The 12,150-nt window shown below is 68.5% G+C and carries 9 protein-coding genes; 5 read left to right on the top strand and 4 right to left on the bottom strand.

All coding sequences use genetic code 11. The features are described from left to right. Positions 1 to 11: 11 nt before the first annotated feature. Complete coding sequence (locus ACT9F5_RS02900; protein WP_445118422.1) at positions 12 to 1,262, bottom strand: efflux RND transporter periplasmic adaptor subunit; 1,251 nt, start codon at positions 1,260 to 1,262, stop codon at positions 12 to 14. A gap of 215 nt (positions 1,263 to 1,477) precedes the next feature. On the opposite strand from ACT9F5_RS02900, the gene ACT9F5_RS02895 reads away from it, so the two are divergent. Further along, complete coding sequence (locus ACT9F5_RS02895) at positions 1,478 to 4,015, top strand: excinuclease ABC subunit A (RefSeq protein ID WP_445118421.1); 2,538 nt, start codon at positions 1,478 to 1,480, stop codon at positions 4,013 to 4,015. Positions 4,016 to 4,027: 12 nt separating this feature from the next. Here the strand turns inward: ACT9F5_RS02895 and ACT9F5_RS02890 are convergent, their stop codons facing one another. After that, positions 4,028 to 4,756 (bottom strand): 2OG-Fe(II) oxygenase, encoded by a 729-nt coding sequence (locus tag ACT9F5_RS02890; protein WP_445118420.1) that lies wholly within the window; start codon positions 4,754 to 4,756, stop codon positions 4,028 to 4,030. Then, on the bottom strand, positions 4,753 to 5,850 hold the full coding sequence (gene ada / locus ACT9F5_RS02885; RefSeq protein ID WP_445118419.1) for a bifunctional DNA-binding transcriptional regulator/O6-methylguanine-DNA methyltransferase Ada: 1,098 nt from the start codon (positions 5,848 to 5,850) through the stop codon (positions 4,753 to 4,755). The genes ACT9F5_RS02890 and ada overlap by 4 nt, the downstream gene beginning before the upstream one ends. Positions 5,851 to 6,086: 236 nt before the next feature. Here ada and ACT9F5_RS02880 point away from each other — a divergent pair, with 236 nt between their 5' ends. Genes ACT9F5_RS02880 through ACT9F5_RS02865 form a run of 4 tightly spaced genes read left to right on the top strand, consistent with a single transcriptional unit; the run spans position 6,087 to position 11,427 of the window. Next, on the top strand, positions 6,087 to 6,497 hold the full coding sequence (locus ACT9F5_RS02880; protein ID WP_445099549.1) for a GntR family transcriptional regulator: 411 nt from the start codon (positions 6,087 to 6,089) through the stop codon (positions 6,495 to 6,497). 33 nt (positions 6,498 to 6,530) lie between these two features. Beyond that, a complete protein-coding gene (locus ACT9F5_RS02875) occupies positions 6,531 to 7,451 on the top strand; it encodes an ATP-binding cassette domain-containing protein (protein WP_445118418.1) in 921 nt (306 codons plus the stop codon). 36 nt (positions 7,452 to 7,487) lie between these two features. Continuing rightward, positions 7,488 to 9,308, top strand: coding sequence for a hypothetical protein (locus ACT9F5_RS02870; protein ID WP_445118417.1), 1,821 nt, complete (start codon positions 7,488 to 7,490; stop codon positions 9,306 to 9,308). A 31-nt stretch (positions 9,309 to 9,339) separates the two neighbouring features. Continuing rightward, positions 9,340 to 11,427, top strand: a complete 2,088-nt coding sequence (locus tag ACT9F5_RS02865) for a prolyl oligopeptidase family serine peptidase (RefSeq protein WP_445118416.1) — start codon at positions 9,340 to 9,342, stop codon at positions 11,425 to 11,427. On the opposite strand, the gene ACT9F5_RS02860 is transcribed toward ACT9F5_RS02865, so the two are convergent. Continuing rightward, positions 11,397 to 12,140, bottom strand: a complete 744-nt coding sequence (locus tag ACT9F5_RS02860; RefSeq protein ID WP_445118415.1) for an MliC family protein — start codon at positions 12,138 to 12,140, stop codon at positions 11,397 to 11,399. The two genes, ACT9F5_RS02865 and ACT9F5_RS02860, sit on opposite strands and share 31 nt — an antisense overlap. Positions 12,141 to 12,150: the final 10 nt, after the last annotated feature.

Below are 12,150 nucleotides of genomic sequence, written 5' to 3'. Positions count from 1 at the left end.
TCGGGGGTCCGTTATTGCTTCGACGCGTCGGCGTCGGCGGGAGCGGCAGGCTCGGCTGCATCGGGGTTGGCCGCATTGGCCGGCTGGCCTTCCGCAGGCGGTGCCTCGGCGCCGGCAGCTTCTGCCGCGCCGGCCTCGGTTGCCTGCACCGGGGCGCCCGGCTGGATCTTCTGCAGGCCTTCGACGATCACCTTGTCGCCGGCGGCCAGGCCATCCTCGACCAGCCACTGGTCGCCGACCGTGCGGCTGACCTTGACCGCGCGCGGCTCGACCTTGCCGTCCTTGCCGACCACCATCGCGCTCGCGTTGCCCTTGGGGTCGCGGGTGATGCCCTTCTGCGGAACCAGCAGCCCGTCCTGGCGCACCGCCGAGCCGACCACGGCGCGCACGTACATGCCGGGCAGCAGCAGGTGGTCCGGGTTGGGTACCTCGACCCGCAGCAGGTAGCTGCCGGTGGACGGGTCGACCGTGATTTCGGAGAACGCCAGCTTGCCGTCGTATGCGTACTCGGTGCCGTCCTCCAGCACGATCTTCACCGGCAGGTCGGCCTGTTCGGCGGTGCCGGCGGCAAGGCTCTTGCGCAGGGCCAGCAATTCGCTGCTGGACTGGGTGAGGTCGACGTACATCGGATCGGTCTGCTGAATGGTCGCCAGCGCGGTCGCCTGGTTGGCGGTGACCAGCGCGCCGCGGGTGACCGAGGACTTGCCGATGCGGCCACTGATCGGGGCGCTGATGCGGGCGTAGTCGAGGGTGACGCTGCGGCCCTGCAACGCGGCGCGGGCGACGCCGACATCGGCCTCGGCCTGGCGCAGCGCGGCGACGGCATTCTCGTTGTCCTGCTTGCTGATGGCGTCGATCTTCGCCAGTTCGGCCGAGCGACGCGCGGTCAGCTGCGCGGATTTCAGGGTCGCCTCGGCACGGGCCAACGTCGCCTTGGCGCTGCTGGCATCGGCCTGGTAGGCGGCGTCTTCCAGCTGGTAGAGCGGCTGCCCCGCCTTGACCAGGCCGCCCTCGGCGAACAGCTGGCGCTCGACGATACCGTTCACCTGCGGGCGGACTTCCGCGACCAGGAACGGTGCGGTGCGGCCGGGCAGTTCGCGGGTCAGCGTGACCGACTGGGCTTGCAGGGTGACCACGGTGACCGGGGCGGGCGGCATCTGCTGCTGCGCTTCGTCACCACCGCAGGCGGCCAGTGCGACGGAAAGGGCCAGCGGCAGGACGAGCACGCGGCAACGGCGGACCAGGCGAGGGGTCTTGGACATGGGAGAGGCTCGGATCGGAAATGGGGTTGGGCTGGACGGACCAGTTCAGACACGGAAGAATGAACGATCATTCTTTTTTTGTCAAAGCAACGGAGCGTCCCGCCAGAGTTGGCAAACGCAGACGCCGCAGCCTACGCGCCCCGGGTTAAGGCATCGTCAGGCGCCGGGTCATGGTCCACCATGGCGACCCTTGCTTTAAGGAGCCGCCCTTCGCCATGCCCGATCGCCGTACGCCGCAAGCCCATCCGGACCGCGACCGCGCCGGCTATGTCCAGGTCCGCGGCGCGCGCGAGCACAACCTGAAGGACATCGATGTCGACATCCCGCGCGAGGCGCTGGTGGTGTTCACCGGGGTGTCCGGCTCGGGCAAGTCGTCACTGGCGTTCGGCACGCTGTACGCGGAGGCGCAGCGGCGCTACCTGGATTCGGTCGCGCCGTACGCGCGGCGGCTGATCGACCAGGCGGGGGTGCCTGACGTCGACTCCATCGAGGGCCTGCCGCCGGCGGTCGCGCTGCAGCAGCAACGCGGCGCGCCGACCACGCGGTCCTCGGTCGGCAGCGTCACCACGGTCTCGAACTCGTTGCGGATGCTGTATTCGCGCGCCGGCAGCTACCCGGACGGCGCCGCGATCATCTATGCCGACGGCTTCTCGCCGAACACGCCGCAGGGCGCCTGTCCGCAATGCCACGGGCTCGGCCGCATCTACGAGGTCACCGAGCGGTCGATGGTGCCGGACGACTCGCTGACCATCCGCGAGCGCGCCGTCGCCGCGTGGCCACCGGCGTGGCACGGGCAGAACCAGCGCGACATCCTCGTCACCCTCGGCTACGACATCGACATCCCGTGGCGCGAGCTGCCGCAGGAACAGCGCGACTGGATCCTGTTCACCGAGGAGCAGCCGACGGTCGGGGTCTATCGCGACCTGACCCCGGCGCAGACCCGCGCGGCGGTCGAGCGCGGCGACAACCCCAGCTACAAGGGCACCTTCAGCAGCGCCCAGCGCTACGTGCTGCATACCTTCGCCAGCACCCAGAGCGCGCTGATCAAGAAGCGGGTCGGGCAGTACATGGTCGGCACGCAATGCCCGTCGTGCGACGGCAAGCGATTGCGGCGCGAGGCATTGGCGGTGACGTTCGCCGGGCTCGATATCGGCGAGCTGTCGCGGTTGCCGCTGAAACAGGTGGCCGAGCTGTTGCGCCCGGTCGCGGCCGGCGACGCCGCCGGGCACGACGACCATCCCGAGCAGGCCGAGGTGGCCCGGCGCATCGCGACCGACCTGCTGGCGCGGATCGAAATCATCATCGGCCTCGGCCTGGGCTACCTGTCGCTGGAGCGCAGCACCCCGACGCTGTCGCCCGGCGAACTGCAGCGCCTGCGGCTGGCAACCCAGATCCGCTCCAATCTGTTCGGCGTGGTCTACGTGCTCGACGAGCCGTCCGCCGGGCTGCACCCGGCCGATACCGAGGCGTTGCTGGTCGCGCTGGAACAGCTCAAGGGCGCCGGCAACTCGTTGTTCGTGGTCGAGCACGAGACCGAGGTGATCCGTCGCGCCGACTGGTTGGTCGAGCTGGGTCCTGCGGCGGGCGAGCAGGGTGGACGGGTGCTCTACAGCGGCGCGCCGGCCGGGCTGGCGGAGATCGAAGCCTCGCCGACGGCGCGCTACCTGTTCGACCACAATCCGCCGCTGCAACGCGTCCCGCGCGAGCCGGGCAGCTGGCTGGAACTGCAGGGCGTCCGTCGCAACAACCTTGACGGCATCGACGTGGCATTCCCGCTGGGCGTGCTCACCGTCGTCACTGGCGTGTCGGGTTCCGGCAAGTCGAGCCTGGTCAGCCAGGTGCTGGTGGAGTTGCTTGGCGTGCATCTGGGGCACGAGGTGCCGGTCGAGTCCGACGAGGGCGAACTGCCGGACGAGGGTGGCCCGGCCACGGACGGGCGCATCGTCGCCGGGCTGGATCGCGTGCGACGGCTGGTGCGGGTCGACCAGAAGCCGATCGGTCGCACCCCGCGCTCCAACCTGGCGACCTACACCGGATTGTTCGACCACGTGCGCAAGCTGTTCGCGGCGACCCCGGAAGCGCGCAAGCGGCGCTACGACGCCGGCCGCTTCTCGTTCAACGTCGCCAAGGGCCGCTGTGAGAACTGCGAGGGCGAGGGCTTCGTCAGCGTCGAGTTGCTGTTCATGCCGAGCGTCTACGCGCCGTGCCCGGTCTGCCACGGCGCCCGCTACAACGCGAAGACGCTGGAGATCCGCTACCGCGACAGGACGATCGCCGACGTGCTCGGCATGACCGTTGATATGGCCGCCGAATTCTTCGCCGAGGATGCGCAGGTCGCGCGTCCGCTGGCAGCGCTACGCGAGGTCGGGCTCGGCTACCTGCGGCTCGGCCAGCCGGCCACCGAACTGTCGGGTGGCGAGGCGCAGCGGATCAAGCTAGCGACCGAACTGCAGCGGGTGCAACGCAGCGGCACGCTCTACCTGCTCGACGAACCGACCACCGGTCTGCACCCGGCCGACGTCGAGCTGTTGATGCGCCAGCTCGACGGCCTGGTCGAGGCCGGCAACAGCGTGATCGTGGTCGAGCACGACATGCGCGTGGCGGCCGCCGCCGACTGGATCATCGACATCGGCCCCGGTGCGGGCGACGAGGGCGGACGGGTGGTCGCGCAGGGCACGCCGCAAACCGTCATGGCGTCGAAGGACAGTCGCACCGCGCGCTACCTGGCAGCGGAACTCGCCACCCGTAGCTGAGAGCCGACCGCGTCAGGCGGCGTCGTGGAAGATTACGCTCAGGGTGTGCCGGTGGCCGCGGCGGATCCGGCTGACGCCGTGTCGCAGGTTGACCCGATAGGTGCCGCGTGTGCCTTGCACCGGACGCTGGTGGACCGCGAACACCACCGCGTCGCCCTGCTGCAACGACACCACTTCCGGCCGTGACTGCATGCGTGGGCGCTGCTCGGTCAGGACGAACTCGCCGCCCTCGAAGTCGCGCCCCGGTTGCGAAAGCAGGATGGCGATCTGCAGTGGAAACACGTGTTCGCCGTAGAGGTCCTGGTGCAGGCAGTTGTAGTCGTCGGCACAGTATTGCAGCAGCAGCGGAGTGGGGCGTTGCTGGCCGGCACGGTGGCAGCGGTCGATGAATTCGGCGTGGCGATCGGGATAGCGGACATCGATGCCCATCGCTTCGTTCCAGCGGTTGGCGATTGGTGCCAGTCGCGGGTAGATCGCCTCGCGCAAACGGCCGACCAGGTCCGGAAGCGGATAGGCGAAGTACCGGTATTCGCCGCGCCCGAAGCCGTGGCGGCCCATCACCACGCGGCTGCGGAACAGGGTGTCGCGCGGATACAGGTTCGCCAGCTCGTCGCATTGCCGCGTCGACAGCAATCCCGGCAGCACGGCATTGCCGAGGGCGTCGAGGTCGGTGGCGACCCGTGCCCAGTCCAGCGACTGCACATCCGGGCCATCGGACATTGCCTGCAATTGCGCGTTCATGCGTGCGCTTCGCGATCGAGCAGGGTGCGTTTGCGCTCCACGCCCCAGCGGTAGCCGGACAGCGCGCCGTCGTTGCGGACCACACGATGGCACGGGATGGCGACCGCGAGGGTGTTGGCGGCACAGGCCGCGGCGACCGCGCGGACCGAGGTTGGCGAACCGATGCGTTGGGCGATCTCGCTGTAGCTGGCGGTGCTGCCGGCCGGGATCGTCCGCAGCGCCTGCCACACGCGTTGCTGGAACGCGGTGCCGCGCACGTCGAGCGGCAGGTCCAGGCCAAGCTGTGGCGCTTCGACGAAGCCGACGATGGTCGCGACCAGTCGCTCGAACTCCGCGTCGCCGCCGACCAACTCGGCATTCGGGAAGCGGTCCTGCAGTTCGCGCGCCAATGCGTCCGGGTCGTCGCCCAGGCTGATCGCGCAGATGCCCCGGTCGCTGCGCGCGACCAGGATCGCACCGAGCGCGCACTGGCCGATCGCGAAGACGATGCGGGCATCCATGCCACCGCGGCGGTAGCGGTTCGGCGCCATGCCGAGGACGTCGCCGGCCTTCTCGTAGAAGCGCGCATTGGAGTTGTAGCCGGCGTCGAAGATCGCGTCGGTCACGCTATTGCTGCGCGCCAGTTCGGCCCGCACGCGCTGGCTGCGATGGGCCGTGGCGTAGGCCTTCGGCGTGACACCGGTGATCGCCTTGAACACGCGGTGGAAGTGGTAGGGACTCAGCCCGGCCCGCCTGGCCAGCGCCTCCAGCGCGGGCGCCTGCTCCGACGCCTCGATGAAGCGGCAGGCATCGGCCACGGTAGCGGCATGGGTGTCATGCAGCGATGGCTGGTCCGGCTTGCAGCGCTTGCACGGCCGGAAGCCGGCGCGCTCGGCGTCCGCGATGCTGGCGTGGAAGGCGACGTTTTCCGGCCGCGCCCGGCGGGCGCCGCAGGAGGGCCGGCAATACACGCCGGTGGTCTTTACCGAGTAGTAGAAGCGGCCGTCGGCCTCGACATCGCGGGCGACGATACTGGCCCAGCGCGGATCGATTTCGGTCGCGGTGATGGCCGCCTGTCGGGCGCCGGGACCACGGTTGCGGGCGATAGCGTTCATGCGGATTCCTCGTTGACCAGGAGGCCGGAGCCTTCCGTTGGGGTCAATGTAGAGACGCCGGGCTACCTCCGATATCCGGGTCTTGCGGTTGAACCCGGCGATTGTGTCGCGCCGCCGAGTTGCGGCATGCCCGTTATCCAGTGTGCCGGGGCTTCGTGTCGCAATGACAGAAAGGGCTTGACATCCTGCGACCGGATCAACTGTACTATCTGTAACAGTACAGATGGAAGGCCCGCATGCCCCGTACCCAAGCCCTGATGATCCAGATCGTCACCGGCGATCCGCGCCCGATCGGGAAGCAGATCGTCGATGCGGTGAGGATGAAGATCGCGACTGCCGAGCTTACGCCCGGCGGACAACTGCCGAGCGTGCGTGGGCTGGCGCAACAGTTGGGCATCAATCCCAACACCGTCGCCAAGGCTTATGCCGAGCTGACCACCGAGGGCTGGCTGGAATCGCGCCAGGGACTGGGCCTTTTCGTGGCCCCGCCGCGCCAGCGCCTCAGCGACGGCGAGCGCGAACGCCGGCTTGATGACGCCATCGCGCGCTTCCTCAACGACGTGGTCGTGCTCGATTACCCGCCGGAGGAGGTACAGGCCCGCCTGCGCCACGGGTTTCAGGCGCTGTCGCCGCGAAAAACCGCCTGATTCCCATTGAGCCGCCACACACCGGAATCCAACATGTCCACTGACTACGTCATCGAGACCGTCGCCCTCACCAGGCGCTACGGCTCCAGGTTCGCGCTCGACCACCTCGACCTGAACATCCCGCGCGGACGTATCCACGCCATCGTCGGGGCCAACGGCGCCGGCAAGTCGACCCTGTTCCGCGTCCTGCTCGGCTTCCTGCCGCCAAGTTCGGGCGAGGCGCGCATCCTCGGCCAGGACAGCCGGCACCTCACCCCGGAAGTCCGCGGTCGCATCGGCTTCGTCAACGAGGAACACACATTGCCGGGCTGGATGAAGGTATCGGCGGTGACCGCGATGCAGCAGCACCACTATCCGCGCTGGAACCAGCAGGCCTTCGACAGTGTCATTGGCCACTACCACGTATTGCCGGAACAGAAGGTCGGCCAGCTTTCGCGCGGCGAACGTGCCGGTTTCAATCTCGCCCTGGCATTTGCGCAGGCGCCGGAACTGCTGGTGCTGGACGAACCCACCCTGGGCCTCGACGTCGTCGCCAAGCGCGCCTTCCTCGAATCGCTGCTGTACAGCAATGCCGCCGATGACATCACGGTGGTCTATTGCTCGCACCAGATGGAGGAGATCGAACGCGTCGCCGACAACCTGATCATCCTGGAACGCGGGCAGCTGAAGAACATGTCGGCGCCCGACGACTTTCGCGACCGTGTCAGCTACTGGGTCGCCGACATCCCCTTCAAGGGACCAGAGCCGGAAATCGTGCCGGGGTTGCTGGAACTGCAACGCATAGACGGCCTGCAGCACTACCTGGTGCTGGACCAGGACGAGGATTTCGCCGAGTTCCTGCGGGCCTGTGGTGCGCGTTCGATACAGAGCATGCCGGTAAGCCTGGACCGGGCGGTCAATGGCTTCCTGGCCAAGAACCATGCGGCGCCGACGGCGTCCGCTGGCGTCGCCTGAGCGCGCCCGACACCAGTACAACGGGGAATAATCGACATGAAAGACCTGTTCAAGGCCGAGCTGCTGCGTTTCCGCATTTGGGCCATTGCCGCCGCCATCGTTCACCTGATAGCGCTCGGTTTCATGAGCCGCCTGGTCGACCTGGCGCAGCAGCCCAGGATGGTTTACCAGGTGTTCGGCATGGTTTACGTGGTCGCCGGCGCATTGCTGGGCCTGTACCAGATGGGAAGCTACCGCCGGCCGAGCCACTGGCTGAACCTGCTGCATCGGCCTTTGCATCGTTACAGGACCGCCTCCGCATTGTTCGGGGCTGGCGCCGTGGTGTTGTTGCTGGCAGTCGCACTGCCGATTGCGCTGATCGCGAGCTACCAGGAAACCCTGACCGCGCGCGTGGTCGACCTGCGCCATTGGCTGCTGCCGCTGGCGGCGCTCCTGCTGGCACTGTGCGGGTACCTCGCCGGTGCCTACGCGATGCTTGCCAACCGACGGTATTCGGTGGCGGTAGTGATGCTGCCGACGCTGTTCCTGTTCGCACAGGCTGGTGGCATCGCCGCGATTGCGGTGCAGCTGACGGTGCTGATGTACCTGGTGGTTCTGGTCGGCATCGCCTTCAGGCCCGATCTGGGCGAGGCACCGCGCGGCGTCGGTGCCGTGGTTGCGACTGCGCTACCGGTGCAGGTGGGCGCTTACTTCCTGCTCTGGATGCTGGGGATCGGCTACGAGCTGGCGTGGACCGCAGTGGGCAGCCATCCGCTCAACGGCGGTACGCCGTCGGAAGACGGCTACATCGCCACCGACCGTGCCGAACCCGGGGACCGGTTGCTGGCCGGCATAACCGACAGCCGGCATCCGGATGCGCCGTTGTGGCGCCAACAGGTCGCGCTGTCGGACGTGTCGGTGCTCAATCCGATGCGCAACCTGCCGCGACGCCACCAGTTGACCAACACCATGCAGCCGCCGGAGTTCGACGACCCGGAACGCAGCGTTCGCTGGGTGTTCAGTCACGATCGCATGCGGTTTGTCGGCTACGGCACGAAGGACAAACAGGCACGTGGCGAACTCGGTGCGGGGCCGGCGCAGGGCGACTTCCCCGGGCCGGCGCTGCCGTACGCCGGCAATATCGTGTTCACGCCGACGGTGGCCTACCAGTACGACGAGGAACAGCAGCGCCTGTTCCCGCGCGTCGCGCTGCCGGCGGGCGAAGTGTTCGCCGACCCGCCGCATCCCGTCGGCGAGAACCTTGCCGCGATGAGCAACCGCGCGCTGTACTTCTATCCCGGGCGCGAGGCTGCCAACACGCTCGATCCACTGCGGCCGCTGCTGCGCGTTCCGCTCCCCGGCCCGGTTGGGCAGTTGATGAGCGTCGACCTGATCGAGTTGCTGGACGGATATCTGGTGTCGTTCGCCTTCACCAACGGTGCCTGGGCGGGAGAGGCCACTCCGTACCAGCAGGTGCTGCGCGTGGACGGCGAGGGCAACGTGGAGTCGGTGGCCCGGCGTGCGCTCGGCTTTGACCTGCCGCGCACTTACACGATGCGCACCTGGTGGCTGTCACCGGTGCTGCGCGAGCTCTGTCTCGCGGCGCAGCAGCTGTTCGCGACGCCCAATCCGCTCGACGACGGTGACATCCCGCCTCCGCCGCGATACATCGTGGTGCTGGCCGGCGTGCTGTGCCTGCTATCGCTGCTCGGCGCGGTCTGGTTGACCCGGCGCCAGGCACATGGGCCCCTGGAGCGCTGGAGCTGGGTGCTGGCATGCGGCGTCATCGGCCTGCCGGCACTGGTCAGCCTGCGGTTGTTGTTCCCGATGCGCGAAGTCGTGGACCGGGTGTCGCTCGTACAGGTTGCGAACGCGTAGTCACAGACGGCAGGAACTCTGGAGAATCACGATGATCCCGATCCCGACATTCATCGGGGCGCTGGCCTGCTGCGCGCTGCTGTGGCCCGCCAGCCTCGCGCGCGCCAACGACAGCGATGCCGCGCTACATGCGGCCGTCGCCGCCGAACGCGCCCGTCCCGCGGCTCCGCGCCACCCACGGACGGCGTTCGTCAGCGACCACGCGCCACGCGCTGTGCAGTTGTCGCCCGATGGCCGTCACGTCGCCTACCTGCGCACGCAGGGTCAGGCGCACAGCCTGTGGCTGTTGCCGACCCAGGCCGGCGGCGAGGCGCGCCGACTGCTGGCGCGGACCCAGGCCGAGCAGTTGCTTTGGTCCCGCGACGGACGCTGGCTGTTCGTCATCGCCCCGCGCACGCTGTCGATCCTCGGCCTCGATGGCGGCGGCATACGCATCCCGCTGGGAGGTAGCGAGCAACGCGAAGTGATGCGGGTCGATCCGTCACAACCTGCCGCAGTGGTGTTACGCGAGCGTGTTCGCGACGCCAGTGGCCAGCGCTGGCGCATCGTACGTTTGGACGCGCACGGGCGACGCACCCCGCTGTGGGAGGATCCGCACTGGGTGCATGAAGTGGCCTTCGATGCCAGTGGTCGGCTGGTGGCATTGACCAGGTCCGAGGGCGACCACAACGCGATCCATCGCGTCGACGCGGACGGCACGCTGCGCAGCGCGAGACGCGTGGAACCGATGGCGCGCGCCTCGTTGCTGGGCATCACCGCGCAGGGCGACCTGCTGCTGCGCGGCGACACTGGTGGCAACTTCAAACGGGTGCTGCGACTGGACCGCGAGGGCGGGTTGCACACGTTGCACGTCGATCCGCACGGCGAGGCCGACCTGGACGGGCTCGCGCTCGACCCCGTCACCGGGCAACCGTTGATCGCCAGCTACCGCAGTACGGTCGCGGCCAGCTATGGCATCGGTCCGGCGGAGGACCGGGTGGCCGCGATCAGCAGTCACTTTGCGGGACGTGATCTCGAGATCGATGTCGGCCGTGGGCCCGGCGCGTACTGGCTGGTGTCGGAGCGCGACAGCACCCTGCGCGACCCGCGCTGGCATCTTTACGATCCGCGCAGCGGCGCCTTTCGACGCATCCTCGCCCAGGAGGTGAAGGCATCCCGGCCGCTGCCGGAGACTGCCTTGGCGCAGAAGATTCCGTTCACCTACCGTGCCTCCGATGGCATGCGCGTGCATGGCTTCCTGTTGCTACCGCCGGGAGCCGATCCCGCGCGCGTGCCGCTGGTGGCGCAGGTGCATGGCGGTCCGATCAACCACTTCCGGCCCGGCTACGACGGCATCGCCCAGCTGCTGGCCAACCGCGGTTATGCGGTGTTCCAGTCCAACTTCCGTGGCTCGACCGGGCACGGCCGCGACTATATGTTCGCGTCGCATGGCGACTACGGCAACGGTCGGGTGCAGCAGGACATCGTCGAAGGCGTGCGCTACCTGCTGGCGCAGGGTGTCGGCGATCCTGAGCGGGTCGGCATCGTCGGCCATTCCTTCGGCGGCTATTCCACGCTGCTGGGCGTGACGTTCTCGCCGGAGTTGTTCAAGGTCGGCGTGGCCGGCGCACCGCCGGCGGATTTCGGCTGGTCAATGAAATGGCTGGTCGATGCCGGCGACCAGGGCGCGCGGCCGGACGGCTCGCTGATTGCAATGCTGCGCGCGCTGTCGATCGATCCGACCGACCCGGAGACCTACGCGCGCCTGCACGCGCAATCGCCCGTGGCCAACGCCGAAAAACTGCGGCGTCCGTTGCTGATACTCGCCGGTGGCGCGGATCGCACGGTGGCCATCCGTGAAGTGATTCATTACGCCGCTCGACTGCAATTGCTGGGCAAGCAGGTCAGCCTGTACGTCGAGCCCGGTGGTGGTCATTCGCCGGTCGACCCGTTGCCACGCGAGGCCTATGTCTACCTGATGGAAACGATGCTGCACTCGCACCTGGGTGGCGCGAAGCCGGATGCCCCCGGCGTGGAACTGCGCGCGTACCTGCAGAAGAACCTGCGCCTCGTCGGGCCGGAGTTTGCGGCGATCGCAGGGAGCGTGCGTCAGTCGCCCAGGAAAGCGCCACAGCCCTGATAAGTCATGTCGCCGACCTGGAGCGTTGCGCCGGCCTCGAACCATTCGCCACTCATGCCGTCCTGGCAGGGCTCGCGGGTGATGGTCAGGACCACGTCGGTGCCATCCGCGGTCGCGCCGGTGTAGCCGGATGAATCGCCCTGAAGAGCCGCGGTCTTCGCTACCTCGATCGTGCGTTCCGCGTAGTCGAGCGTGGCCCGCAGCTCGGGGTTCTCGCCGCGATCGACCTCGATGAACCAGCCCGGCTCGCCGCCGCCGGCGCGGAAGCCGACCCCGCGTTCCGCAGCCTGGAACCACGGCGACGGCCGCTCGGAGCGGGTGCATTCGCGCTTGGCGGTTTCGCTACCGGCCTCGGCGGCGAGGCTCAGGGTGCCGCTGTCGCCCTTGGTCCAGAACTCGTTGCCGGCGTCGTCGGCATAGCGCGCGCCGGAGCCCGAGACCGCGATCGGCAACTCCAGCTCGCGTCCGGAGAAGGCCAGGGCGACGCGCTGGGAATCATCGAGGTAGGTCGAGGCCACCCCGATTTCGTCGCACTGCCAGTGGAAGGTGTCGGCGGTGGCTTCGGCGGGCACGGGGGTCGGTGCGGCCGGGTCGGTCGTTGCCGGGGCGGTAGGCACCGGGTCCTCGCGACCGGCTTCGGGCTGGCAAGCGACCGCGAGGAGCGCGACCGCGAGCGAGAATGTCAGGCGTGGAGCGGCGGCAGGCAGGTTCATCCGGGTCTCC

The organism is Lysobacter sp. F6437, assembly GCF_052547215.1.
This window is presented reverse-complemented; position numbering and strand designations above follow the sequence as displayed.

Excerpts from the sequence above, each read along its gene's own strand:
- ACT9F5_RS02860 (WP_445118415.1), bottom strand. The coding sequence starts at position 12,140 with ATGAACCTGCCTGCCGCCGCTCCACGCCTGACATTCTCGCTCGCGGTC.
- ada (WP_445118419.1), bottom strand. The coding sequence starts at position 5,850 with ATGAACGCTATCGCCCGCAACCGTGGTCCCGGCGCCCGACAGGCGGCC.
- ACT9F5_RS02870 (WP_445118417.1), top strand. The coding sequence starts at position 7,488 with ATGAAAGACCTGTTCAAGGCCGAGCTGCTGCGTTTCCGCATTTGGGCC.
- ACT9F5_RS02895 (WP_445118421.1), top strand. The coding sequence starts at position 1,478 with ATGCCCGATCGCCGTACGCCGCAAGCCCATCCGGACCGCGACCGCGCC.
- ACT9F5_RS02890 (WP_445118420.1), bottom strand. The coding sequence starts at position 4,756 with ATGAACGCGCAATTGCAGGCAATGTCCGATGGCCCGGATGTGCAGTCG.
- ACT9F5_RS02880 (WP_445099549.1), top strand. The coding sequence starts at position 6,087 with ATGCCCCGTACCCAAGCCCTGATGATCCAGATCGTCACCGGCGATCCG.
- ACT9F5_RS02865 (WP_445118416.1), top strand. The coding sequence starts at position 9,340 with ATGATCCCGATCCCGACATTCATCGGGGCGCTGGCCTGCTGCGCGCTG.
- ACT9F5_RS02900 (WP_445118422.1), bottom strand. The coding sequence starts at position 1,262 with ATGTCCAAGACCCCTCGCCTGGTCCGCCGTTGCCGCGTGCTCGTCCTG.
- ACT9F5_RS02875 (WP_445118418.1), top strand. The coding sequence starts at position 6,531 with ATGTCCACTGACTACGTCATCGAGACCGTCGCCCTCACCAGGCGCTAC.